Origin of the sequence: Gymnodinialimonas ceratoperidinii, from assembly GCF_019297855.1 — a bacterium.
GTDB lineage: Bacteria > Pseudomonadota > Alphaproteobacteria > Rhodobacterales > Rhodobacteraceae > Gymnodinialimonas > Gymnodinialimonas ceratoperidinii.
On the sequence record NZ_CP079194.1, the window covers coordinates 1,690,609 to 1,716,135 of the forward strand.

Below are 25,527 nucleotides of genomic sequence, written 5' to 3' on the forward strand. Positions count from 1 at the left end.
AGTCCTATCAACCTCGCCGACGATGGCGCAGGGCATCAATGTGCCGGATCAGGCCGTGATCAATGCGCAGTTGGCGGAACTCGGCTCGAATGTGCCCGGCTCTGTCTTCGCAATGCAGCCGTTCCGCAATCGTCAGACCCTCTCTGACGCGGACGGCACGACATACACGCTGACCTCGCTCAACCCGCATGTGAATTCGTGGTTTGTGCTGGAAACGACCCCCGCCGGCGGACGCTCGCGCTTCGTGCATTTCGAAAATGGTGACCCGGAAACGTGGGAAATCTCCCTCATCGACGAAGACGGCCCCGCGCTGTTGATCGAGGGCGAGGGGGATAGCTTCGCCTGCGCGCCTTGGGCTGACGGTGAATTGGAGGAGGCACAGGCCAGTTCACTGCCCTATGCGCCGGTCTGCGACTGGAGCCTGTTTGTGCGAAACCCCGTCACCGGCAACCGGACAACCCGTGAGGCCGTGGCGGAATTCTTGCGCGAGAATGTCATCTTCGGCGAATCCATCGTGAACCTCATCAAGGGCGCGTTTTTCGAGGATGCCTTCATGGTCTCGTCCGAGGGCGAGGACGAGGTCGAGGAAATCGACGGGGTCGAGCTTCTCGGCACCGCGCTGTTGGACAATGCGCCGAACATGCGCCCCTACATGGGCTTCGAATTGGCTGGCACCGACGCGGGCGCGATGACCGCGGGCGCGTGGTACGAGGTCGAGGAGAGCCCGGGCATCTACGCGTCTGTCATGCAACCGGGCATGATCGCGCGGGAGGTGATGCAGAGCGGCGGCGCAAATGGGCTCGACAGCATCGAGCGGCGGGCCGACGTCTACCTCGTGGCGTTCGACATGGCGCGGTTCGACATTGGGTATGAGCTTGGTACGGACCACCCCGGCATCGAATGGTCCTCGCGCCCGCAGAACCGGCATGGGCAGGGGCGCGGCCCTGACGGGTTCGACACGTCCGCGCCACTGGTGCGCACGGGTATGTTGAACCCTTCCTTTGTGGACCGTGTGGCGGCGACTTTTACCGGAGGTTTCAAGCGCGATCACGGCGCGTGGCGGTTCGGTGATTACGCGACATTCAACTACGGCCACCACTACGGTTTCATGCAGAACGGCGTGCTTCTCTCGCGTCTCTGGCCAAATCTCGCGACGATGTATCTGACCCAGGACGGCGAGGTCGACATGCGGACCTGGACGGAGGAGGACACCGCAATGCTGCCCGATCTGGTCTTCGCGCGGCAGAACGGTGTCGCCATTGTCGAGAACGGCGTGCCGGGTTCGCGGGTCACCTCCTGGGGCGGTGGTAACTGGTCTGGCGATGCGGATGCCACCCTGCGCACCTTGCGGGGAGGGGCGTGCATGCGCACGGTCGAAGGACGTCAGTTCCTGATTTATGCTTATTTTTCAACGGCTACGCCCTCGGCAATGGCGCGGACGTTTCAAGCCTACCAGTGCGATTACGCCATGCTGTTGGACATGAATAGTCAAGAGCACACCTACATGGCGCTCTATGTGCATGACGAAGACGGCGAGGGCGAAATTGATGTCCAACACCTCGTTTCCGGCATGGCGGAAGTGGATCCGGACAACGGCCGCGTGCCGCGGTTCATCTCGGCTCCGGACAACCGCGATTTCTTTTACCTGCTGCGGAGGCAATGATTGATGCGATTAGCTACCTTTGTGAAAGCGGCCGTTGCCGCGAGTGTTCTGGCTGCGACAGGCGCCAACGCGCAATCTCTGGCAGAACGAAACGAGGTGTTGTTCCAGCAGTTGCAGGAAATCCGCGGTCTATCGAATGCCGAGATCAACCGCGTTCGCACCATTTTCGCAAACTCACCGAACGGCTGGATGGGGCAGGGCAACCCTGCGGTCACGCGCCATCCGCTGTCTCCGGAAGAAGCCGCCGCGCGGATCGGCGGCACGGTGGAGCAGGTGCAAGCCAGCTACCGTAACCGCGAGTTCGAGCGGATTTGCGGCGGCCCCTACATGGTCCCGCTCTACGACCCCGAAACCCAGAGCCCTCGCGACGCGACGACCTGTGCGGATATGTTCGAATACCCCAACATCCCGATGGTTTACCCGGTCGTTTGGGTGCGCGCGAACGAGGCCGCGCAGCTTTGCGCGGCGGAAGGCGGCCGCATCGGTGACGCCCATGAGTGGGAGGGTGCGGCCGCAGGTCAGCTTCTGCCGCCGGACTACCCCTTCGACATGGTGCGCGGCATGGGCCTTTCGGCGGCCGTCAACACGATCCGCAACTGGCACAACAATCACTACGCCAGCACCCGCGGCACTTATTCGATCGGGGCATGGCAGTCGGGCGTTTGCGCGACAGGCTCGTTCAAGACGGCCTCGTGCAACGGCGGCAGCTTTCAGGGCTGTGGCTCCAATACCTATCCGGCCGGAAGCTTCCCGGCCTGCCAGTCGCCGCTTGGTGTCTACGACATCGATGGCAACGCCGCCGAACACATGAACCTTCCGCTGGCCGAGGATCAGATGGCCTCGGCCGGGTCGACCACCTTGGGTGTGACCGAGATGAAAGGCTCCTGGTTCATCTGGGACACGATCCGCGCCCACGAGCATTGGGCTCGCTGGCGGGCTCCGTTCTGGCATGGGACGCGGGTGATGTCGGAGGGAAGCCATCGCAACTACCACCTCGGGTTTCGCTGCTTCCGCGACGTTCGCTGAGGCCTGAAACAGCAAAAGGCGCGCCCGGTCCGGCGCGCCTTTTTTCTTGTCTTCCCGACAGCTTAGAGCGAGGCGAGACGTACGGTCGCGCCCGTCAGCGTGCCATCGCCGTTCAGGAACCCGGCGTAGCGGTCGTCTGTCAGAAGATCCCTCAGGTCAACGGCTCGCCCATCTACGAAGGCGGTCCGGCTGACGAGGCGGATACCGTGGGAGTAATCCGCGTAATATTCCCCGTGCACGGTCGAGAGCGGCTGGATCGCGCGGCCGTTGGTGCGGTGCCAGCCATAGATCGCGACGCGGCCCGGGTTGCGGGACAGGCGGTTGGCGATCACGAGGTCCTTCTTGTGACCGGCGACCAGCATCCCGTCACGCGCGCCAGCGCTGGCGAATTGACCGTCAATGGTCTCATCGTGCTGCAGGAAGTAGTTGGTCGACGACATGGCGGAGCCCGGCGTCATCGGCGAGGGCGCAACGCGGACGTCGGCTTGCTGATAGATCGCGTCGACCATGGTGGTCGTGGGCAGCATCATGTCGAAGGCATCGGCGACGCGCAGCGCGGCGGGCAGTCCCATGGGGACGCGCACATGGTCGTTGTCGGAACCAATGGCGAGATAATCGGGCGTGACGCAGATCGTCACTTCAACGGTCCGTCCGCCGACGTTGCCATTGAATGTCACCGGTTGCAGGTCACGGATGTGGCTTGGCACGTTGCCTGCCAGAGCCTCTTGCACCATGCGGTTGTCACGGCCCGAACCGGAGCCGTTGCCTGCGCTGGCCATGACGGCCGAGCCGCCTGCGGCAGAGCCCGGACGGCGCGGGATTGCGCGGGCCATGCGGGCGGTACATTCCCCACTGTTGCCCGCAAAAAGGCCACCGCGCGGGCTTTCACCGACACCGCCAAGGGTGTCAGGCGCCTCGGCGCGGGCAACTTCGATGCCAAGCCGGTCCGGCTGTGCCGCGACGCGGGTCACCAGACCCGCAGGACGCAGGCTCGGGCGGGGGCTGGAGGCGGCCAGCAGGATCGACGTCTGCGGGCCGGTATCCTGATCCGGCCAGGCAGGGGTCGTGGTGCTTCCGGGACGCTCCATCGGGCGCGGGAACGCGAGGGCGCGGGCGCGGTCAAGGTTGCGGGCCATCGTGACGATCTCCACGATCGGGGGCACCGTCACGACGCCGGGGCGTGGTTGCGGCATGACCGGCGGGCGGCCTTCCACGACGGTATAAGGCTCTGCGACGTCAGCCGGGGCAAGCGCCACCTGGGTCGCCGGGGGCAACTGCGGCGCATTGCGGGTCACCGCGGGCGCGTTGTCGATCGTGAAGGAGACCGAGGTGTCGAACGCTTCGACCTCGGGGTAGCGGCGTCGCAGCGCGGGCGCGCCCGGCTCCAGCGTGACAACCTGTTCCGCGTCGGAGACGTAGCGCTGCGCGACCATCGCGTTGGACACCACAACGTAGGCGCAAACGGAGGTTATGACTGTCGAGGCCAGAACAATGGCCAACACGCCGTTAGGGCGCTCCAGCATCATTTCGCCAGACGCGGCGGTCACTGGTTTCGTTCGCGCAAATACACGCGCGAGAGATTTCACGTTCATGGTAAGGCACTGCCCATCTACTAAAACGCCACCATTCGGCAGCGCAAATGTCCCTTCGATTGGGTCAGCCCTAAGCTGGAAGTGTTAATATCGCAACAACGCCTCCTCGGAACGCATCGGACTCTTGATTTTTGCGCGGAATCTTGCCAGCGGCCGCGCCTAGATCGAGGTCTTTTTGAAGACCGGTTCGGGGATGTTTCGGATCACCGCCATGACCGCGCGCCAGACCGGTCGGGTGTAGATCACGTTGGTCTTTCTGCGCACCGCTTTCAGGATCGCGGCGCCCACTTCCTCGGGCTCGGCGGTCAGCGGGGCAGGGGTCTCGATCCCCTCCAGCATCGCGGTCTTGACGAAACCGGGCAGCACGGTGACCACATGAACCCCTTGTTTCGACAGCCGATTTCTGAGGCCTGACAGAAACGCCGTGAAACCGGCTTTCGCTGAACCATAGACGTAGTTGGATGCGCGACCGCGATCTCCGGCGACAGATGAGATCCCCACCAGCGTGCCCGAACCGCGCGCTTCCATGGCGTTGGCAAGATGCGCCAGAACGCTCGCCGGGCCCTCGTAATTGGCGCGCATGATCTGGATCGCGGCTTGGGGATCGGCCTCGCTCTTGGTCTGGGTGCCCATCGCGCCCACAGCGCAGATCGCGACCTCGGGAAGGGCGGGCAGACCCGCCACGAAGCCCGCATGAGAATCAGTTTCGAGGGCGTCGAACTCGTGAGTCGTCACCTCCACGCCGTAGCGAGTCGCGAGGTCGCGGGCGTCATCCTCGAGCCGCTCGGCGTTTCGGGCGGCCAGCTGAATCGGATGCCCGGCCTCGCCGAAAGATCGGGCGACGGCGCGGGCGATGTCGGATGCCGCGCCGAGGATGAGGACCGGCCCGCTCATAGGCCCAACCTCTCGGATTGGACGGAGGCGAAGCGTGCGGCGAGGCCGGTCTCCTTTCGCATGGCGGCGAAGGTTTCGGCGCGCGGATCGGCTTTCGCCACCGCCTGCGCCATGCGCGCGTCTTTCGCGAGGTAGAAGCGGCCGCCGTGGGCCAAGGTTATCTTGTCGAGTTGTTCCATAAGCGCGAGGCTCCGTTCGTTTGCCGGGAAGTCCATGGCCAGCGTGTATCCGGCCATTGGGAAGGAAAAATGGCTCGTTTGCGGCCCGAAACGTTTGAGGACCGAAAGGACCGACCCTTGTTTCGATTCCGCGATCGCCGCCATCAGCTTGGCCAGCCCATCGGGGGCCATGTCACGCGGCAGGACGCATTGAAACTGGATGAACCCGTTGCGACCGTAGAGCTTGTTCCAGTTCGCCAAACCGTCGAGCGGATAGAAGTAGCTGTCCCAGTCGACCAGTGCACGTCCCGCACGTCGAGCCTTCAGCCGCCAATAGGCACTGTTGATGAGTTGCAGCGCGCGCCCCTTGAAGAGCAAGGGCATGCCGAAAGGGACGGGGATCTTGCCCCTGCGCTGCAGGTTGAACTTCGGCCGATCTGCGGGAAGGTCCTCCGAGCGGGCGTGTCGCCCGAGGAGGAGGATGGAATGGCCGTGCTGCGGCCCGTCGGTGCAGTCGATCCAGGCGACCGAATAGGGCGCATCCATCGCGGCTTCGAAGGCGTCGATGGTTTCGGTTAACGACGTTAACGCTTTGCTGTCCTGCACGATCCAGGAGCTTTCGACCGGCCGCAGCCTGATCTGGGCCCGCAGGATCACTCCGGTCAGCCCCATGCCGCCGAGGGTCCATTCAAACAGCTCGTCGCCCGGCGCGACCCGGCTCACCTCTCCGTCCATGCCCATTAGCTCGACCCAATCGACACAGGATCGAAACGACCCGTCGACATGGTGGTTCTTGCCGTGCACGTCCGCGGCAATCGCACCGCCAAGGCTGACCATCTTCGTGCCGGGCGTGACCAACGGAAACCAGCCGCGCGGCAGGAAAGCGTGGATGATGTCGGCCAGAAGCACACCTGCCTCGGCGACGAGCATGCCGTCTTTGAACGAGAGCATCCGGTCCATGCCGGTCATGTCGAGCGTCTGGCCGGGGTTCAGCGCCGCATCGCCATAGGCGCGACCATTGCCGCGCGCGATCAGGGGCGCGGCAAGCACCGCCTTGCGCACGTCATCCTCGCATCGCGCCCGGACCACGCGGCAATCGATCTGCGGGAACAGACCCCAACCGCTGAGCTCGGTCATGTCTGCGCCCCCTCGAACACAAATCGGCGGTCGAGCTGGTACTTGGTGACATAGCCGATCGAGAGGCCGATCAGCGCCCCCAACTCGCGGGCGAAATCGGTCCCCCAAACCATGAAGAACGCGGTCTCGGTCACCCAGAAGATGACCGTGGTGGCGACACCCATGAGGGAATAGAGGCCGAACTGTCGGCCCCGCGCTGCGGCGCCGCGTGTCTCGTCATGGAAGATCCAGCGCTTGTCGAGGACGTATTTTACGACCAGCCCCGCCAGTGTTCCGGCCCCCAAGGCCACCGTGAACCACAGGGCCGTATCGCCGCCCATAAGCACCAGACGCTGGACGGCGAGATTGACCACGACAGCTACCACCGCGAAAGCCACGTAACGGATCACCAGCGTCCGGCGGTTCATAGCACCACCGCGCCGAGCACGAGCAAGCCGCAGAAGATGATCACCCAACGGGAAGCCGCATTGGTCACCGCGAAAATCATCGGATCGTCGTGCATCAAGCCGCGATCTGCCTTCAAGACCATGCGGCTGATCCAGAAAATCAGCAGAGGGCACACCCCCCACAGCAACCATGGCGAGCCGAATTTCTCCTGCGTCAACGGATCATCGACGTAGAGCGCCAGCACCAGAACGGCGAGGTAGCCCGAGGCAATCGCCATCTGGCTGACGATCCGCCGATCCTCGGCGATATATCCGCGGCGCGAGGTCATCCGCGTGGCGGTCTCGGTGTCGGTCAGCTCCGCCAACCGCTTCACGGCGGCGAGGGCGTAGAAGATGAACATCGAGAAGGCGAGGATCCAGACCGAGAGGATCGAGCCGATGGCGATGCCGCCCGCAATGATCCGCAGGGTAAACAGAAACGCGAGCAGGCAGATATCGACCAGCGTGTGTTGCTTGAACTTGACCGAATAGGCGACGGTCGCGACGAAATAGAGCGCGACGGCGCCAAGCAATGCCGGTGAAACGAGCAAGGAAATGAGCGCAGAGATCGCCAGCAGGACCGGGATTGCCAAGGTGCCGAACTGGGGCGACAGCGTGCCGGCCGCGAAGGGCCTGTCGCGTTTTCGGGGGTGGCTGCGATCGTCGCCAAGGTCCAGCAGGTCGTTGATCAGGTACCCGGCAGAGGCCGCGAAACTCAACGCGATGAACGCGCCGATCATTGGCAGGATCGCTCCGGGGCCGATGCCGGGGTCGGCGATCAGCGGGACGGCCACCAGCAGGTTCTTCAGCCATTGCTGCGGCCGCATTGCCCGCAACAAGGCGCGGGGGGGCGCGTCACGGGTCAAGTGCTCTGCCGAGGTCTCGCCGCTGTCGAGGGCTGCCACGACCCGCCGGCCGGCGCCGACGCTGATCGCGTGGCTGGCGCTTCTCCAGACGGCCAAATCTGCCGCGCTGTCGCCCATGTAGGTGAAGCCGTCGGGATACTGCGCCTCAAGGAAGGCGGCTTTCTCGGCACCTTTCAGGTTGCGGGTGCCATCGGAGCCATGCACCTCGTCAAAAATGCCAAGGTGTGCGGCGATCTTCTCGCCCAGTTTCTGATCGCTCGCCGTGGCCAGCACGGCCTTGCCGCCGCCCGCGCGCCACGCCTCGATCCGCGCCACGACCTCGCGATCGTAGGGCAGGGTGCGCACGTCGACGTCCGAGATGTCGACCAGCGCGCGCTTCAAGGCCGCGCGGCCCTCGCGCAGCTTCGGGACGGCCCGCACGGTCGACCAGCCGTCGCGGCCCAAGGCGGACCAGAAACACTCGTACAACATGTCCGAGCGCAGCAACGTGCCGTCCAGATCGACGACCAGCACGGCCGGTTTCTGCGACGTCTCGGATGGCTTTGCGGATTGTGACAGTGGCTTCGTCCCTTGCATCTTGCGCGAAGGTTGCCTCAGCGTCATGGCCAAGGCCAGCGCTTTTTCCGGCGTGATGGCCGCTTACGGATTTCCTTGCTTGCCATGTGAAGGTGTCGACAGGGGCACATGTGCTGGCTATCGTTTCAAGGATTGATTTTGCTCAAGGATTGCCAGAAATGCCGCTGCCCTCCGCCATCCTCCCGATCTGTTTGATCTCCGTCTTGGCCCTCCATGCCGGGGGCGCTTTGGCCCAGGAAAATGACGCGGCGCAGGTGGCTGCGGACGAGGCGATTGCCGCCCTCTTGGCCCTGCGGGCGCCCTCGGAAGAAGAGCAGGCCGAAGCGCGCGCCGGCGCCGTGGAAGACGCCATGGGCGCCTTTGAAGCCCTCGCGGCTGAGAGTGCCGAACGAGTAGAGGCGGAACGCGCTGCTGCAGAGGCCGAGGCAGCGGCCGCCCGTGCCGAGGCCGTCAGCGCGGCGACGACAGCCTTCGAGGCATTGGCCGCGGAAAGCGAAGCGCGCCGGATCGCTGAAGCGGAAGCTGCCGCCGAGGCTGAACGCGCCGCCGCGGTGGAAGCCGCAGCGACGGCTTTCGAGACTTTGGCCGCCGAGAGCGAGGCCCGCCGGATTGCGGAGGCAGAGGCTGCGGCCGAGGCCGAGCGCGCCGCAGCAGTGGAAGCCGCAGCCACGGCGTTTGAGGCTCTGGCCGCGGAAAGCGAAGCGCGTCGGATTGCCGAGGCGGAAGCCGCCGCCAGTGCAGCCCGCGCCGCAGCCGTTGAAGAGGCCGCCTCGGCCTTCGAGGTTCTGGCCGCCGAAAGTGCGGCGCGCGCGGCCGCCGAGGCTGCCGCTGCTGCGGCCGCTCAGGCAGCACTGACCGAATGCGTTGAAACCGCCGGTCCGCCCTCTGCCGAGAATTACGAGACGGAGGAAGATCAGCGCGCCGCCCTGGACGCGCTCCGCCGCGCCTTGCCCGCCTGCCGCGCCGCGGCGCAGGCCTTGCCGGAAGAGGGCGCGCCTTTGTTCCATCTGGCCACCGCCGCGCAGGCCTCGGGCCGCCACCGCCGCGCCGTGCCCCTTTATGAAAGCGCCGCAGAAGCCGGCGTCGCAGCGGCGATGACACGGCTTGGTGACTACCACAATTTCGGCCTCCGCCCCGTGCGCGAGGACCCTGAACAGGCGGTCGCCTATTACCGCCAGGCCGCCGATCTGGGCGATCCCGCAGGTCTTGCCACCCTGGCGTTCATGTATCGCCTCGGGCGCGGCGTGGAGGCTGACGCGGGCGAGATGCTCCGCCTGATAGAGCAGGCCGCCGACGCGGGCTACCCCTTCGCGCAACGCAACCTTGCGCAGACATACCTGCGCGGTGAAGGCGTGCCGGGGCGCTCCGATGATGCGCTCGGGATCCCCAACCCACCCCGCGCCGTGCCCTTGCTGGTGACGCTTGCCAGCGATGGAGACGTCGAGGCGATGCAACAACTCATCGCGCTCTATTCCGACGGTGCCGACGGCGTGCCGGCCAGCGATTTCCTGCGCGGCGGATGGGTCGAAGAACTTGCAGCGACGGGCGACCCGGCGGGTATTGCCGCCCGCGGTTTCCTCTATGAACAAGGCATCGGACGGGCCGCGGACCCTGAACGCGCGGCCGCGGACTACATTGCGGCCTTGGAAACCGGCGAGGTCGACATCACCGAATTGCGCGGCACGATCAACGGCCAGACACCCCCATGGGAGCGCGAAACGGCGATGGCCTTTCAGACCATCCTCGCCGAACGCGGGCTCTACACCATGCGGATCGACGGCGATATCGGCCCGGGCACCCGCCGGGCCGCCCGCGCCTTGAGCGAGTGAGCCGCCCGGATCAGGCGCGATCCATGGCGTGATATTCGGGGTTCGGCATCATGTCCGATGCGATCGCGAAACGGTTGGACATGTTGAAGAAGCCGATCACGTCGGAGAGGTCGAAGATCTCGTCCTGCGTCAGCCCCGCCTCTTCCAGCTTCGCGCGTTCCTCGCCCGCGACTTCCCAAGGCGCCGTGGTCAGTTTCCACGCGAAATCGAGCATCGCCTTCTGTCGCTCGGGCAATTCGGCCACGCGGTAGTTCATCACCAGCATCTCGCCCAGATGCGGGTCGCCGGACAGCTTGCGAACAGCCTGACCGTGGGCCACGAGGCAATAGAAACACCGGTTGGCGGATGAGACGACGACGGCCACCATCTCGCGCTCCAGCTTGCTCAACCGGCTCTCGCCAAGCATCAGCGTGTTGTAATACTGGCCGAAGGCGCGCAGCTTTTCCTGATTGAACGAGAAGGTGCGCAGCACGTTCGGCACCATTCCCAGTTTCTCCTGACACACTTCGAAGTAGCGCTTGGTGTCCTCGTCGAGGCTTTCGACGTCAGGCAGGTCGTATATGGAAACGTGATCGGGCTGCGGCATGGAATCCTCCGGTGGAAGCGGCTGTTGTTCGTGTCTCGCGGTCGTGGGAGGCATTTCGCCTCACGCCACGGAAAGCCCCTCGTCCGACAGCACGTCCAGACGCGGCATGAGAGAGAGGAGCTGTTGCGTATAGGGGTGTTGCGGATTGGCGAAGAGCGACTCTGTCTCACCCACCTCGACCAGCTCCCCGTTTTTCAACACGCCGACCCGGTCGCACATCTGGCGCACCACCGGCAGGTCGTGGGAGATGAACAACATGGTCAAGCCCAGATGCTCCTGCAAATCCTTAAGGATGTTAAGAATTTGCGCCTGGATCGAGACATCGAGCGCCGAAGTCGGCTCGTCACAGATCAAGAAGCGCGGCTGTGTCGCCAATGCGCGGGCGATGGAGATGCGCTGACGCTGGCCGCCCGAAAACTCGTGCGGGTACTTCAGGCCGGCAGCCGCTCCGAGGCCCACGCGGTCCAGAAGTTCTGCCACGCGGTTCTTGAGCGCCGCGCCCGTCAGGAGGCCGTGGTGGCGGGCGGGTTCGGCGATGATCTCGTCGACGCGCATACGCGGGTTGAGCGATGAATAGGGGTCCTGGAAAATCATCTGGATCTGCTTGCGGTACCAATCCGGCACGCCGCCCGGCTGGTTCGATACCGGCTTGCCATCGAAGGAGACTTCGCCGCCATCGACGTTGTAGAGCCCCGCGATCATCCGCGCGATGGTGGATTTGCCCGAGCCGGATTCGCCCACCAAGCCGAAGACCTCGCCCTCCTTGATGTCGAACGTCGCGCGGTCCACGGCGGTGAACATCTTGCGGTTGCGCGGCAGGATCGCGCGCGTCTGCACGAAGCGCTTGGTGATGGCATCGGCCTGGATCAGGGAGCGCGAGCGGTCGGTCTGCACCACCGGCCAATTGCGCTTCAGATCTTCGATGGCGAACTCCATCACCCGCCCGCCATAGGAGATCAGCGGGAAGCGATCGAGCTTCACGTTCGGGCGCGGCACGGCGGCGATCAGCGATTTCGTGTAGGGATGGGACGGCTGGCCGAGCACCTGTTCGGTCGTCCCGCTCTCCACCACTTCGCCCATGTACATGACCGTCACCTTGTCGGTGGTGTCCGCGATCACGCCCATGTCGTGGGTGATCAGGATCACGCCCACCTGCCGCTCGCGCGCCAGCTCCTTGATCAGCTCGAGGATCTGCGCCTGGATCGACACATCGAGCGCGGTCGTCGGCTCGTCCGCAATGATGACATCCGGCTCGGAGCAGAGCGCCAGCGCAATCACGACCCGCTGCCGCATCCCGCCGGAAAACTGGTGAGGATATTGATCCAGCCGCGCTTTTGCATCCGGAATGCCGACCCGGTCGATCAAGGCGCGGGCGCGGGCGTTGGCTTCATCCATCGTCACGTCCAGATGCTCGACAATCGTCTCGACCAGCTGCTGGCGCACGGTGAAAAGCGGGTTGAGAGAGGTCAGCGGATCCTGAAAGATCATCGAGATCTTCTTGCCCCGAAGCGCCCGCATGGCCCCGGTATCAAGGCCCGAGATCTCTTCGCCCTTGTAGCGGATGATACCGCCCGCGATCCGCCCCGGACGGTCCAGAAGCCCCATGACGGCGGCACCAATCGTGGACTTGCCCGCCCCGGATTCGCCCACCAGCCCGTGGATTTCCCCCGGCTCCACGCTCAAATGCGCATTCTTCACGGCGGTGAACAGCGCCCGGCGTGTGGGGAACTCGACAGTGAGGTTTTCGATTTCCAGCAGGGACATTAACCTAATTCCTTCGTTCGCCGGATATTCTCGAATAGTCCGACGGTACGCTTTGTGGAAAACGACGTGAGCTCAAATCCAATTCGAGTAAGCTTGCGAACAACTTCGGCGACAGTGTTCGCTTGGGAGAGACCACGTTCAGGGCCCATATCGACAGTGACGTAGTCAGTCCGTCGCAACGTATGTACAGCACCATCAATTATCTCAGGTTCGGCACCTTCCGCTTCTAGCTTTATTAAACGGACTGAGCTTGACTCTATTCCTTCAGCGGCAAGCGTGTCGAGACGACGCGCTGGAACTTCGAGTGTCTGCGTTGCTCGTCCAGGGTCAAACAAACTTGAATCACCGGTGTCGTTTGCATCAAAGAATGTTAGCTTGGCGTCATCGTTCCATAGCGCCACGTTTCTTGGAACAATCGTTGGGTGCCCATCAGCATTAGCCAGAAGTGCTCGAAACTCCGTTGGATCAGGTTCGAATGAAGTAACACTTGCTCCCATTGCGGCCATAGCCAGACTGAATTCGCCGATATTTGCTCCAATGTCGATCACGTAGTCGTTTGGCCGAATGAGCCCTTCAGGCACTAGATATTCGTCGAGAAGATTTCGTCTTCGTTTCTGAAGACCCGCTAGCTGGTACCGTAACCGTGAAGGTCTTGCGACAAACAATTCAATTTCGTTTTGCTTCAAAAGCACCAAGTCGTTCTCAGGAATGTAAGTTATGGAATCCGGGCCTCCAGGAAAGAACCCTTTGCCTTTTCGGTAAAGATCGGACGAACGCGAGAGCGGCCCCTTCAACATCCGCCGCGTAATTTTACGAGCTACACTGAGTCGGACACTTGTCGGTATAAGAGTCATCAGCGCAGCCTCGGGTTGATGGCATCCCGCAGCCAGTCACCGAGGAGGTTCACGGCAAGGGCGAGGATGAGGAGGGTGGCGGCGGGGAAGACGAGGATCCACCATTTGCCGGAGAAGAGGAACGTCTGCCCGATGCGGATCAGCGTGCCGAGGGAGGGCTCGGTCGGCGGCGCGCCGACACCCAGGAAAGACAGCGTCGCCTCGGCGATGATCGCCAGCGCCAGCGAGATGGTCGCGATGACCAGTACGGGCGACAGGACGTTGGGCAGGATGTGGCGCGCCATGATGACGAAGGAGGACCGCCCGATCAGCCGCGCCGCCTGGACGTATTCCTTGTTGCGCTCCACCAGCGTTGCGCCGCGCACGACGCGGGCGAATTGCACCCAGTCCGACAGGCCGATGGCGAAGATCAGCACCAGCAACGCCATCTCGTCTCGGTACTCGATGGGTGTCACGCCTTTGGCGATGCCCGAGATCAGTAGAGCCACGAGGATCGAGGGGAAGGTCAGCTGGATATCGGCAATCCGCATGATGATCGTCTCGGTCCAGCCGCCTACGTAGCCCGCGATCAGCCCGAGGGTGACGCCGAGCACCAGCGCGAAGGACACGGCGGCGAAGCCCACGAAAAGCGAAATCCGCAACCCGTAGAGGATCGTCGAGAAGACGTCGCGGCCCTGGTCGTCAGTGCCCATCACGAAGCTGTCGCCGGTAAACGGCGAGGGCGTGCCCGGCGGCGTCAGCCCGTTCATCAGGTTCAGCGTGGCCGGGTTGAAAGGGTCGTGCGGCGCAATCCAGGGTGCGAAGACGGCGGCAAGGATCAGCACCAACGTGACGCCCGCCGAGATCAGCGCGACGGGCGAGTGCCGGAAGGCGTAGCCCACGTCACTGTCCCACGCGCGGTAGAGGCGCGAGGTGGCGCGGGCGGCAGGAACGGCGGGGGTCGGGGTCTCGGGGGTGTCGCTCATGTCGTTTTCCCATCCACGCGCAGGCGCGGGTCGATCGCCACGTAGAGAAGATCCACGATCAGGTTGATGCCCACGAACATGACCGAGATCAGCATGAGGTAGGCGGCCATCACGGGGATATCGACGAACTGGATCGCATTGATGAAGAGGAGGCCCACGCCGGGCCACTGGAACACCGTCTCGGTGATGATCGCGAAGGCGATGATCGCGCCAAGTTGCAGGCCGGTCACAGTGATCACCGGGACCATGGTGTTCTTCAGGGCATGGCGGAAGTTGATCGCGCGGGTGCTTAGGCCACGGGCGCGAGCGAAGCGGATGTAGTCGGCGCGCAGCACCTCCAGCATCTCGGCGCGCACCAGCCGCATGATCAACGTCATCTGGTAGAGGCCAAGCGTGATCGCCGGCAGCACGATGCTCTGCAATCCGTCCCAGGTGGCAAGGCCGGAGTTCCAGCCGCCGACCCATCCGAAGACCTCGCGCGTGTCACCGCGCCCGAAGATCGGCATGCCGCCGGTGTTGAAGGTCACGTCGGTGAAGGGGATGCGGATGTCGAGGCCGACGCCGAAGGCGTAGATCAGCAGCACGCCGATCAGGAAGGTCGGCAGCGAAACACCGATCAGGCTCGCGCTCATGATGAAGTTGGCCCAGAACCCGTCACGCCGGATCGCGGTGAAGATGCCCAGAACGATCCCGAGGCTGAGCGCGATGACGCCTGACACAAGCGCCAGCTCCAGCGTCGCGGGCAGGCGCTCGAGGATGATCTCGGCCACCGGGCGGCCCTGGCGGTAGGAGATGCCGAAGTCGCCCTGCACGGCACGCACGAGGAAATCCCAGTATTGCAGGAAGAAGGGTTTGTTCAGCCCCAGAACCTCGCGCAATCGCTCGATGTCTTCGACGGTACGTTCTTGGCCCAACATCGTGTCGACAGGGTCGCCCACGAAACGGAACATCGCGAAGGCCACAAGTCCCACGACCAGCAGGACGAGGAGCGATTGGGCGATGCGTTTTAGGATGAAACTAAGCATCTAACGGTTCTGCGCTGTCACAAATGATGGGTCAAGCCACGAGCGTGACACCGGGGTGGGGAGGTGTCGGTCGACCCGGGCCACACGGGGGCATGCAGCGCGTCACGGGACGCGACCTTGGCGGGGAGAAACAGGTCAAAATCTCCTGATCTTTCAGGTTCCGGGGGCGGCAGTGAGCTGCCCCCGGAGCGAAGATCAGATCGTCACTCGACGCCCACCTGCACCCAACGCAGGATGAAGAAGTTGTCGGGACGTTGCGTCAGTTCGATGCCGTCGGCGACACCCCAGAGGAGGGGCTGCACGTACATCGTGTTGTAGACCGCGTCGCGCTGAACGATCGCTGCGGCCTCGTCCAGCATCGCCTGACGGGCGTCAGGGTCGATCTCGGACTGGATAAGGGGCAACAGCTCGTCGATGCGCGGGTTGGAGTAGCCCCCAAAGTTCCAGGTGCCCAGACGCTCGTTGTTGGTGTGGACAAGGAAACGCAGCGGGTGCTCGGCGTCGAAGGTGCCGGGCGACCATCCCAGAAGATACATGTCGAAATTGTCGGCACGCAGCTCGGGCCAGTAGTTCGACACCGGCATCGTCTCCAGCTGCGCGTTCAGGCCGACCTGCGCCAGCATCGCGACCACGGCCTGACAGACGGCCTCGTCGTTCAGGTAACGGTCGTTGGGGCAGGACAGGTTGAACGTCGCGCCCTCGGCGCCCGCTTCGGCAATGAGGGAACGCGCGATGTCCTGATCGTAGACGGGGCGCGCCGCGTTGGCCTCGGAGAAGCCGCGCATCGCGGGCGAGACAAGCTGGCTTGCCGCTTCCGCGTTGCCGCCCATGATCGTCTGAAGGATCGCCGGCACGTTGATCGCATGGGCCACCGCCTGACGCACGCGCACGTCGGAGAAGATGTTCGGCTCTCCGTTGAGCAGCGTCTCGTGATCGTGACCGTAGCCGAGCATGATGACCCGCGCTTCGATCCCCGACAGCACGTGGACGCCATCGGCGGCATTCACACGGTCGGCGTCCTGCACCGGCACCGGGTCGATCAGGTCGATGTCACCGGCGAGCAGGGCCGCAACGGCCGTGGCGGAGTTCTGGATCGGGGTGAAGATGGCTTCGGTCACATTGTGCTCGACCTCGCCCCACCAGCCGTCGAAGGGCACGAGGACCGTCTCCAGATCCGGCTGGCGCGATTGCAGCATGAATGCCGCGGTGCCGTTGACGTGGCGGGTGGCGTAGTTCTCGGAGTCGCGCGCCGGCCGTTCGGCATCGTTGGCCGCGGCCCAATCGCTGTCCATCATCATCCAGTTGGCGATGGAGTCCGGGAAAATCGGCTGCGGCGACGTGGTGAGGATGTCGACGGTGTAATCGTCCACGACCTCGACGCCGGACACCGTGGCGAACCAGCTGGAAACATCGCTGTCCTCGGAGCTTGCGCGCTCGTAGCTGAACAGCACGTCATCGGCGTTGAACGCCGCGCCGTCGTGGAAGGTCACGCCTTCACGCAGGTTGAAGCGCCAGCCTGCGCCGTCGGGCAGGGGCTCCCACGATTCAGCCAGCGCAGCCTCGATCGACATGTCACGGCCGCGACGCACGAGGCCTTCGTAAACGTTGTTGAGAAAACCCAGAACCGGGGCAGAGGATACCGCGTGGGGGTCCATCGTCTGCGGGTCTGTGGTGGCAGACCAGCGGAAGGTCTCGGCCTGCGCCGGAATGGCGGTGGCAAGCGCAAGGACGCTCGCGGTGAGAAGGCGGTTCATGAATGTCTCTCCCCAGAGGTAGGTTGTATCTGCGCCGTAGGGGCGCTTATCGGTCGACAGGGTGGCGTATTGTCATTTCCAGCGCGAGGGGCGAGAGGATCACGAAGTTGTGAAACTTCGCAAGTCTAAAGTGCGGCGCGGCCGGCCGAGGCGCGCGCCAAGCGCCTGCGTTTGCAGACTCTGAGCGATGATACCAGAGGCGCCATCTCCTGAAGTTGCGCGGAGGTTAGCTGTGCACCGTCAGGCAGGAACACTCCGCCCCGCGTGAGACTTTCTGGCTGACCGAGCCGAGGAACAGGCTGGCCACGGACCCAAGACCGCGCCGTCCCATGACGATCAGATCGGCATCATTGAGCTTCGCGGTATTGAGAACGTCATCGGCAGGATCGTCATCACCAATGGTCGTGCTGGATACGGTCAGGCCCGCCTCGGAGATTTTCGTGGTCGCGGCATCGATGACCGCCTGGCCGGCCGCCTTGATCTGTTCGGGCGTGATCGGCAGGTCGACAACCGTGTAACCCACGGCGACCGAGGTCGTCTCGACCTGTGGCGAATGGATCAGATGCAGCTCGGCCCCGAAGGTCTTGGCGAGTCCACAAGCGGTTTCAAGCGCGTTGTTGGCGGCGTCCGAGCCGTCAATCGCGACGACGATGGAAGTGAACATGGGGGCAGTCCTTTCAATGGGTCACGCGGGTTCGTGCCTGTGACCCTGCCAGAAGCATCGCGCTTCTGCATTGATCCTGATCAACCGCCGCAGGCTCCGGCAGGAAAAAGCCTGTCCGGAGGCAACTCCGGACAGGCTCTGAGATTTCAGCAGGTTAACGGTGTTAACCTTCAGGTTCAGTTCAGTTCGAAATATTTGAACTTCACCTGATCGTCGGCATCCACGAGCGTGGACCACGCGTCCGAGATGCCCCAGTTCAGGACCTGGTTGTGGATCGGCAGGTAGATCAACTGCTCTTCCGCCATCTCGAACAGGCCGGCGATGGTCGCGTCGCGCGCTTCGAGATCGGTCTCCGACGACAGGGAAACGATCATCTCATCCATCGCGGGATCCGAGAAACCGGTTCCGTTCCAGCTGCCACGCTCGTCCGTGCGGGTGTGGTAGAGGAAGTTGAAGATATACTCCGCGTCATAGGTCGGCACGCCCCAACCGAGCATGTAGAAGTCGGTTTCGCCGTTGGCGATCAGCGGGAAATGCTGCGCGCGGGGCAGGGCGGAGAGGTTCACCGAGATGCCGATCTGGGCGAGCATGCCCACCGTCGCCTGACAGATCGACTCGTCGTTGACATAGCGATCGTTCGGGCAATCGAGCTGGATCGAGAAGCCATCGGAATAGCCGGCCTCGTCCATCAGGGCCTGCGCCGCTTCCACGTCATAGGCGGGATATGCGTCCAGTTCTTCGGTCCAGCCGTGTACCGGCGGAGGCGAAATCACGCCCGCGGGTGCCGACTGGCCACGCATCACGACCTGCTGGATCGCCTCGCGGTTGATCGCGATGTCCATCGCCTGACGCACACGCGGATCGGCGAGGGGGTTGGCGCCCTCCACATCGTCCCGCTCCAGATCATCGGCGCCGACGTTCATGCCGAAGAAGATGACCCGGTTCTGCGGTCCGGTGCCAAGGCCGATGCCGTCTGCCGCTTCCACGCGCTCCAGATCCTGCACCGGCACGTCCTGCACGAAGTCCACTTCGCCACCGAGGAAGGCGGCAAGACGCGTGGCGGGGTTCTGGATCGGGGTGAAGATGATCTCGGTCACGTCCATCGGGAACATGTCCATGCCCCAGTACTCGGGGTTCTGGCTCAGGACGGTTTCAACATCCGCCTCACGGCTCTCCAGCACGAAGGCGCCGGTGCCGTTGACGTTGCGCGCCGCGAAGGTGTCTTCGCCGGCGGCGTAATCCTGCACGTTCTCGGCGCCGTTCTCGACCGACCAACCCTCGTCCATCATCATGATGTTGGTGAGGTTGTTGGGCAGGAGCGGGTTCGGACCCTCGGTTTCAATCTCGACGGTGTAATCGCCGGTCGCGCGAACATCGACCACGCCCGAGAGCAGTTCCTTGAAGTTCGAGGTCTCCTGCATGGCGCGGTTCAGGCTGAAGACCACGTCGGAGGCATCAAAAGTTTCGCCGCCGTGGAAGGTCACGCCTTCGCGGATCTGGAACACCCAGACGTTAGGGTTCTCTTCGCTCGGCTCCCATGAGGTGGCCAGGGCGGGCTCCATCTCACCGGCCATGTTGCGGACGATCAGCGGGTCGTAGATCTGGTGCATCAGGGTCGTGGTCGGCCCTTCGTTCTGGCTGTGCGGGTCCAGTGTCAGCGCCTCGGAGGCACGCGTCCAGCGCAGGGTTTCAGCCGAAAGCGACGTGGCCGTGATGGCAGTCGTCGCCAGCAACGCCGCGCCAAGCGCGAACATTCGATGGGTCATAAGGGGTCTCCCGGTTGGTTATCTTGTATTAGCTGACGGTCGTTGCCGTCGAAAGGAGACTATTGGCGTCGCACGCGTATTGTCCAGTTCAAGAACGACACGGGCGTGACCGGCTGGCGCAAGGTTAACGTGGCGGGCGATTGCTGGCGACGGACCGCAGCCCTCAGGCGGCCAGCTCGATCCAGACGGGAACATGGTCCGACGGCTTCTCACGTCCCCGGACTTCCTTCTCGATCCAGCAATCTTGCAGAAGATCGGCAGCCTCGGCGCTCAGAAGGTGGTGATCGATCCGGATGCCATCATTCCGGTTCCAAGCACCGGCCTGATAATCCCAGAACGAATACATGCCCGGCGCCTGATTGCAGGCGCGAAACGCTTCCGTGAAGCCGAGGTTCAACAGCCGCCGGAAGGCCGCGCGGCTCTCGGGGCGGGCCAGCGCATCTTCGCGCCAAGCCTCCGGGCGGGCGGCGTCTTCGTCTTGCGGGATGATGTTGTAATCGCCGGCCATCACCACCGGCATCTCGCTGGCCAGCAGCATCTCGGCATGGATGTGCATGCGTGCCATCCACGCCAGCTTGTAGTCGTATTTCGGCCCCGGCACCGGGTTTCCGTTCGGCAGATACAGACCGCAGACCCGCACTGCCTCGCTATCCCCGATCACCGTCGCCTCGATCCAGCGCGCCTGTTCGTCGCTGTCATCGCCCGGCAGCCCGCGGCGCACATCCTCGAGGGGCAGGCGCGAAAGGATCGCGACCCCGTTGAAGCCCTTCTGGCCGTGGGTCTCGACCGTGTAGCCTCGGTCCTCGAACAACTCTCGGGGGAAGCCCTCATCGACGGATTTGATCTCCTGCAACAGGGCCACGTCGGGTTTTGCCTCATCCAGCCAGTCGGTCAGCGCGTTGATGCGCGCTTTCACGCCGTTGATATTGAATGTTGCGATCCGCATCGGCCGAGTTCCTTGCTTGGGCGCCGCCGGAGGAGGCCGCGTCCGCCCGTTTTGCCCCTTTGCCGCGCGCTTGCCAAGCGGAGCTTTGCGGCCCTCAGTCCTCGGCCCGCTCTTCCGCCAGCCATGCCGCCGCGCTGGCTTCGTCGCTGAAGTTTCGGATCTCCAGACCGGGGATCAGGGCCGATTCCACCATTGCCGCCGAGCGGAAGAACTGGTTGTGGCTAACAAAGGCCACGCGGTCGATCTGCTGGACCATGTGCATCAGTTGCGGCCAGTGGCGCAGCTCCACCCCGATCGCGCCGAGGCTTGGCCAGGCCGCGCCCTGATCGACCATCATCAGATCGCCGTGCGCCATGCCGTCCATCTCCAGCGTGAGCGCCTGCAACCCGGCCTCCATCGCCACGGCGTCCAGCGCGCCCGCCATCGTGATCCGCAAGGAATTGGGGCCGGTCCGCTCTACATTGAAATGCGCTTCGGTCATCGTGGTCTCCTTTGCGTTGGACAGGTTTACTATGCCACAACGCGGCGCAGCGCGCATTGATCCTGATCAACGCAGATGTTGTGACGGAGCGTTCTTCTTGCCCATCCCAAAGCACCGCGCTAGCGTCGGCGCGAGGGAGGCCCACATGCCAAATAAAAGAGAATTGCCAAGCGTTTTTAAGGGGTTGCGTCTGCCAGTCGTGGGCAGCCCCCTGTTTATCGTGTCAAACCCCGAACTGGTGATCGCGCAGTGCTGCGCGGGCATCGTCGGATCGTTTCCAGCGCTCAACGCGCGGGAGAAGGACGGAGACCCGATCGCGCTTGAGGCATGGCTGAAGCAGATCACCGAAGCCCTCGACGCCTGGAACCAGGCAAACCCCGACAAGCCGGCCGCGCCCTATGCGGTCAACCAGATCGTGCATCGGTCGAACACACGGCTGGAGCGCGACCTCGAAATCTGCGCCCGCTGGAACGTGCCGATCTGGATCACCTCCCTCGGGGCGCGGGAAGAGGTGAACGATGCGGCGCATTCCTGTGGCGGCATAGCGTTGCACGATATCATTAATAATACGTTCGCAAAGAAGGCGATCTCGAAGGGGGCCGATGGCCTCATCGCCGTGGCTGCCGGGGCAGGGGGGCACGCGGGGCCGCAATCGCCTTTCGCGCTGGTGCAGGAAATCCGCGAGTGGTTCGACGGACCCCTGTTGTTGTCGGGCTCCATCGCCACCGGCGGCGCAGTGCTGGCCGCGCAAGCGATGGGCGCGGATCTGGCCTACATCGGCTCGCCCTTCATCGCGACGAACGAGGCAAACGCCATGCCGGCCTACAAACAGATGATCGCGGATTCGGGGGCCGAGGATATCGTCCTCTCCTCCTTGTTCACCGGCATCTCGGGCAACTACCTCAAGCCCTCGATCGCCGCCGCCGGAATGGACCCCGATGCGCTGGAATCCGCGGACGCAAAGTCGATGAGCTTTGCCGAAGGCAGCTCGAAGCCAAAAGCCTGGAGTCAGGTTTGGGGCGCCGGCCAAGGGATCGGTGCCGTGAAGTCAGTCGGCCCCGCCCGCGCGCTTGTGGATAAACTGGACCGAGAGTACCGCGAGGCACGGAGCGCTCTCTGTAGCTGAGGTGCGACGGGGAACCGGGTTCCAGACTATTTGCAACGTCTGAACACAAACGCACGCGGTGTTATCCCCAGTTTGCTTGCTGATTTGCAACATCTTCAACCGAACCGTCTTGATCCCACAGCCTGCGGGATCAGGTCGCGACCCTCGGCGTGCCGTAGCACCACTCCCGCTCGTATGACCAAAGGATTGGCCAAGCGGCGCGAATTCGATGGATGGTGCCCTTGCAGCGCCCCAGAGCGAGACATAGACTCCGACGGTACAGATATTCTGATAAGGCAGGCGAGATGCACGATCCGGTAGACTACTTTGAAAATAACCTCGTCCCCATGGTGGTTGAACAGACCAGCCGGGGTGAGCGCGCCTACGACATTTTCTCGCGCCTTCTGAAGGAGCGGATCATCTTCGTGAACGGCCCCGTGCATGACGGCATGTCGAGCCTGATCGTCGCGCAGCTCCTGCACCTCGAGGCGGAGAATCCCTCCAAGGAAATCTCCATGTACATCAACTCCCCCGGCGGCTCCGTCGTGGCGGGGATGAGCATCTACGACACGATGCAGTATATCCGGCCCAAGGTTTCGACCCTGGTCTGCGGCATGGCAGCGTCGATGGGCTCGGTCATCGCCGTGGGTGGTGAGAAGGGCATGCGTTACGCCTTGCCGAACGCCGAGTTCCTCGTGCATCAGCCTTCCGGCGGCGCGCGCGGTACGGCGTCTGACATCCTGATCAGCGCCAAATCGATCGAAGCCACGCGGGAGCGGCTCTATAAACTGTATGTTAAGCATACTGGGCAAGACTATGACACGATCCAGCGCGCCTTGGACCGTGACACATGGATGACCCCGGAAGAGGCCCTCAAATGGGGCCATGTCGACGAGATCGTCGAGAAGCGCGGCGGAGACGCTGACTGAGCCCGGACCTGATGCGCGGCGGCCCGCTAATCGGGGCGCCGCGAAAGGTCTTGGGAATTTGCGATTGTGACCGGGGCATGCCTGTTCTAGGTTTGGTGAAAATCCGGTAATATGACTGGTGTTTGCGGCCCTCTCGCCGCGTGAGGGCCCGCGTAAGGTGGATGATATGGCAAGTAATTCCGGCAACGATTCCAAGAACACGCTTTATTGCTCGTTCTGTGGGAAAAGCCAGCACGAGGTGCGCAAGCTGATTGCGGGCCCCACGGTATTCATCTGCGATGAATGCGTTGAGCTGTGCATGGACATCATCCGGGAAGAGACCAAGAGCGCCGGGCTGAAAAGCGACGACGGCGTGCCGACTCCGCTGGAGATCTGCGGCGTGCTGGACGATTACGTGATCGGTCAGGCCCACGCCAAGCGGGTCCTCTCGGTCGCGGTGCACAATCACTACAAGCGCCTGAATCACTCCGACAAGTCGGACATCGAACTGGCGAAATCCAACATCATGCTGATCGGCCCGACCGGTTGCGGCAAGACCCTGCTGGCGCAGACGCTGGCGCGGATCCTCGATGTGCCCTTCACCATGGCTGATGCGACGACGCTGACCGAAGCCGGCTATGTCGGCGAGGATGTGGAAAACATCATCCTCAAGCTGTTGCAGGCCTCCGAATACAACGTCGAACGCGCCCAGCGCGGCATCGTCTATATCGACGAAGTCGACAAGATCACCCGCAAGTCCGACAACCCGTCCATCACCCGTGACGTCTCGGGCGAGGGGGTGCAGCAGGCACTTCTGAAGATCATGGAAGGCACCGTCGCCTCCGTGCCGCCGCAAGGCGGGCGCAAGCATCCGCAGCAGGAATTCCTGCAGGTCGACACCACGAACATCCTGTTCATCTGCGGTGGCGCCTTTGCCGGCCTCGACAAGATTATCGCGCAGCGCGGCAAGGGGTCCGCCATGGGCTTCGGCGCCGATGTGCGCGATCCCGAGGCGAAGTCCGTTGGCGAATACTTCAAAGATCTCGAGCCGGAAGATCTGCTGAAATTCGGCCTGATCCCCGAATTCGTCGGCCGTCTGCCCGTGATCGCGACGCTGGAAGACCTGGACGAGGATGCGCTCGTCACCATCCTGACCGGCCCGAAGAACGCGCTGGTCAAGCAATACCAGCGTCTGTTCGAGTTGGAAGACGTGAAGCTGACCTTCACCGACGACGCCATGAAGGCCATCGCCAAGCGCGCCATCGCCCGTAAAACCGGCGCACGTGGCCTGCGGTCGATCATGGAAGACATTCTGCTCGACACGATGTTCGAGATGCCGGGTGCTGAAGGCGTCGAAGAGGTCGTGGTTAACGAGGAGGCTGTAACCTCCGATACGCAACCTCTGATGATCTACGCCGAGCGCAAGAAGGAAGAGCCCGCTTCCGCAGGCTAAGCCATTCAACTCGCGACGAAATGATCCCGGCTCCTGACGCAGGAGCCGGGATTTTTCATGTGGTCATCCGTTGGATTGCGGCGCATAGGCCCCGTTAACGCAGCCAAAGCTTCTCGCGTTTGAGGGTGTTCCGGATCTGCTGCTCGCGCCGCGGCAGGTTCTCACGGTCGAACAACGCGCGCGCCTTGTCGCCTTTGCCTTGGAAGATCATCCGACGCATCGGCTCGTAAGGCTTGAGCACCTTCTTGATCTTGTTAGGCGCTGCGACCGCCTCCAGCGTGTCAACGACGTGCTGGCTCTCTCGCGCATAAAGCAGCGGCAAGACCCTGTAATGACAAGACGTTTTCCCATCGAGCCATCCCGGTTCGAGCGCCTCGCGACCGCCTCCGAAGGAATGAATGACAAGGGGCAATGCGATCTGGTCGAGCCACGGATCAAGGGTCTGGCACACCAGCTCCGGCGGCCCCTCATCGCGGATACGCACGGCGTATTCGGTAAAGCGTTCGCCGAACGCGTGCGGGCAGGAATAGTAGAAGAATCCGGCGTTGAAATAGAGGTAGCGGCGCCAGTATTCATCGGGGTGCGAGGTATCCAGCGACGACGCGAAATCGAGCCCGAACATGTCGTAGAGCGACTTCCACGTCGCCGTGTAGCCGGGGCCGTAAAGCTCGATCTTCGGCCAGGTCCCTTCGACCCGGCGCGAGGCGCTCGGCCTCGTGAAGTCGAAGGGCACCTCCATGAGGTCGCCGGTAATCAGCGTGTCGGTATCGAAGAAGACGAAGGGCTCACCTTTCGGCAAGGCCTTGAGCGCTTCGATCTTGTTGCCGTAGGGATAGGCCTCTCCGAAGTGCTTGTTTTCGAACGGGATGATCTCCGCGCCAAGCTCCGCCAGTGCGTTGCGGACAGCATTATCCGCCATGCGGGGGTCTTTCGACCACCGCGGTCCCGGTTGCGGCTCGGCAACGTATAGCTTGCCCGGAAACTCAGGGTTCGCCGCGCGGAAAGACGCCGCGAAGAGCACGGCTTCGTATTGCAAACGGCCGTTCTGGCCCACGGTCATCACGTTGAAGGGGGTCGCTTTGCGCGCCAT

At 63.3% G+C, this 25,527-nt stretch carries 22 protein-coding genes; 6 read left to right on the forward strand and 16 right to left on the reverse strand.

Annotated elements, in window-relative coordinates; translation table 11 throughout:
• Positions 1–22 precede the first annotated feature (22 nt).
• Positions 23–1,663: a hypothetical protein gene (locus tag KYE46_RS08275; protein WP_247716957.1), complete on the forward strand. Its 1,641-nt coding sequence runs from the start codon at positions 23–25 to the stop codon at positions 1,661–1,663.
• Positions 1,664–1,666: 3 nt separating this feature from the next.
• Positions 1,667–2,689, forward strand: coding sequence for a formylglycine-generating enzyme family protein (locus tag KYE46_RS08280; RefSeq protein WP_219004849.1), 1,023 nt, complete (start codon positions 1,667–1,669; stop codon positions 2,687–2,689).
• 62 nt (positions 2,690–2,751) lie between these two features.
• Here KYE46_RS08280 and KYE46_RS08285 read toward each other — a convergent pair whose 3' ends face one another.
• The 5 genes from KYE46_RS08285 to KYE46_RS08305 all read right to left on the reverse strand — a co-directional run bounded on the left by KYE46_RS08285 (position 2,752) and on the right by KYE46_RS08305 (position 8,364).
• Positions 2,752–4,212, reverse strand: a complete 1,461-nt coding sequence (locus KYE46_RS08285; RefSeq protein ID WP_219004850.1) for a hypothetical protein — start codon at positions 4,210–4,212, stop codon at positions 2,752–2,754.
• A gap of 228 nt (positions 4,213–4,440) precedes the next feature.
• Positions 4,441–5,175, reverse strand: coding sequence for an SDR family oxidoreductase (locus KYE46_RS08290; protein WP_219004851.1), 735 nt, complete (start codon positions 5,173–5,175; stop codon positions 4,441–4,443).
• Positions 5,172–6,470 carry an FAD-binding oxidoreductase gene (locus KYE46_RS08295; protein WP_219004852.1) on the reverse strand — a complete coding sequence of 433 codons (1,299 nt, stop codon included), beginning with the start codon at positions 6,468–6,470 and terminating at the stop codon, positions 5,172–5,174. Before KYE46_RS08295 ends, KYE46_RS08290 begins: the two co-directional genes overlap by 4 nt.
• Positions 6,467–6,877 (reverse strand): GtrA family protein, encoded by a 411-nt coding sequence (locus KYE46_RS08300; protein ID WP_219004853.1) that lies wholly within the window; start codon positions 6,875–6,877, stop codon positions 6,467–6,469. The genes KYE46_RS08295 and KYE46_RS08300 overlap by 4 nt, the downstream gene beginning before the upstream one ends.
• Entirely contained in the window at positions 6,874–8,364 is a 1,491-nt protein-coding gene (locus KYE46_RS08305; RefSeq protein WP_247716958.1) for a UbiA family prenyltransferase, read from the reverse strand. The genes KYE46_RS08300 and KYE46_RS08305 overlap by 4 nt, the downstream gene beginning before the upstream one ends.
• A 131-nt stretch (positions 8,365–8,495) precedes the next feature.
• Between KYE46_RS08305 and KYE46_RS08310 the strand changes: the two genes are divergently transcribed.
• The gene (locus KYE46_RS08310; protein ID WP_219004854.1) at positions 8,496–10,166 is read left to right on the forward strand and encodes a tetratricopeptide repeat protein; all 1,671 of its coding nucleotides are present in this window, start codon (positions 8,496–8,498) and stop codon (positions 10,164–10,166) included.
• Positions 10,167–10,176: 10 nt separating this feature from the next.
• Here the strand turns inward: KYE46_RS08310 and KYE46_RS08315 are convergent, their stop codons facing one another.
• The 10 genes from KYE46_RS08315 to KYE46_RS08360 form a co-directional block, all read right to left on the reverse strand.
• Complete coding sequence (locus tag KYE46_RS08315) at positions 10,177–10,752, reverse strand: peroxidase-related enzyme (RefSeq protein ID WP_219004855.1); 576 nt, start codon at positions 10,750–10,752, stop codon at positions 10,177–10,179.
• A gap of 60 nt (positions 10,753–10,812) precedes the next feature.
• Positions 10,813–12,516: a dipeptide ABC transporter ATP-binding protein gene (locus KYE46_RS08320; RefSeq protein WP_219004856.1), complete on the reverse strand. Its 1,704-nt coding sequence runs from the start codon at positions 12,514–12,516 to the stop codon at positions 10,813–10,815.
• Positions 12,516–13,370, reverse strand: coding sequence for an FkbM family methyltransferase (locus KYE46_RS08325; protein ID WP_219004857.1), 855 nt, complete (start codon positions 13,368–13,370; stop codon positions 12,516–12,518). The genes KYE46_RS08320 and KYE46_RS08325 overlap by 1 nt, the downstream gene beginning before the upstream one ends.
• Complete coding sequence (locus KYE46_RS08330) at positions 13,370–14,335, reverse strand: ABC transporter permease (RefSeq protein WP_219004858.1); 966 nt, start codon at positions 14,333–14,335, stop codon at positions 13,370–13,372. The genes KYE46_RS08325 and KYE46_RS08330 overlap by 1 nt, the downstream gene beginning before the upstream one ends.
• Complete coding sequence (locus tag KYE46_RS08335) at positions 14,332–15,360, reverse strand: ABC transporter permease (RefSeq protein WP_219004859.1); 1,029 nt, start codon at positions 15,358–15,360, stop codon at positions 14,332–14,334. The genes KYE46_RS08330 and KYE46_RS08335 overlap by 4 nt, the downstream gene beginning before the upstream one ends.
• A 203-nt stretch (positions 15,361–15,563) precedes the next feature.
• On the reverse strand, positions 15,564–17,114 hold the full coding sequence (locus KYE46_RS08340) for an ABC transporter substrate-binding protein (protein ID WP_219004860.1): 1,551 nt from the start codon (positions 17,112–17,114) through the stop codon (positions 15,564–15,566).
• Between the two features lie 226 nt (positions 17,115–17,340).
• On the reverse strand, positions 17,341–17,778 hold the full coding sequence (locus KYE46_RS08345) for a universal stress protein (RefSeq protein WP_219004861.1): 438 nt from the start codon (positions 17,776–17,778) through the stop codon (positions 17,341–17,343).
• Between the two features lie 176 nt (positions 17,779–17,954).
• Positions 17,955–19,544, reverse strand: coding sequence for an ABC transporter substrate-binding protein (locus KYE46_RS08350; RefSeq protein WP_219004862.1), 1,590 nt, complete (start codon positions 19,542–19,544; stop codon positions 17,955–17,957).
• 163 nt (positions 19,545–19,707) lie between these two features.
• Positions 19,708–20,490 (reverse strand): exodeoxyribonuclease III, encoded by a 783-nt coding sequence (xth, locus tag KYE46_RS08355; RefSeq protein ID WP_219004863.1) that lies wholly within the window; start codon positions 20,488–20,490, stop codon positions 19,708–19,710.
• A 94-nt stretch (positions 20,491–20,584) separates the two neighbouring features.
• The gene (locus KYE46_RS08360; RefSeq protein WP_219004864.1) at positions 20,585–20,971 is read right to left on the reverse strand and encodes a SpoIIAA family protein; all 387 of its coding nucleotides are present in this window, start codon (positions 20,969–20,971) and stop codon (positions 20,585–20,587) included.
• Positions 20,972–21,116: 145 nt separating this feature from the next.
• Here KYE46_RS08360 and KYE46_RS08365 point away from each other — a divergent pair, with 145 nt between their 5' ends.
• The 3 genes from KYE46_RS08365 (at position 21,117) to clpX (ending at position 24,437) form a co-directional block, all read left to right on the forward strand.
• Positions 21,117–22,097 (forward strand): NAD(P)H-dependent flavin oxidoreductase, encoded by a 981-nt coding sequence (locus KYE46_RS08365; RefSeq protein WP_219004865.1) that lies wholly within the window; start codon positions 21,117–21,119, stop codon positions 22,095–22,097.
• A 284-nt stretch (positions 22,098–22,381) separates the two neighbouring features.
• Positions 22,382–23,005, forward strand: a complete 624-nt coding sequence (locus KYE46_RS08370) for an ATP-dependent Clp protease proteolytic subunit (protein WP_219004866.1) — start codon at positions 22,382–22,384, stop codon at positions 23,003–23,005.
• 166 nt (positions 23,006–23,171) lie between these two features.
• A complete protein-coding gene (gene clpX / locus KYE46_RS08375) occupies positions 23,172–24,437 on the forward strand; it encodes an ATP-dependent Clp protease ATP-binding subunit ClpX (protein WP_219004867.1) in 1,266 nt (421 codons plus the stop codon).
• A gap of 94 nt (positions 24,438–24,531) precedes the next feature.
• Here clpX and KYE46_RS08380 read toward each other — a convergent pair whose 3' ends face one another.
• Positions 24,532–25,527, reverse strand: a complete 996-nt coding sequence (locus KYE46_RS08380) for a hypothetical protein (protein WP_219004868.1) — start codon at positions 25,525–25,527, stop codon at positions 24,532–24,534.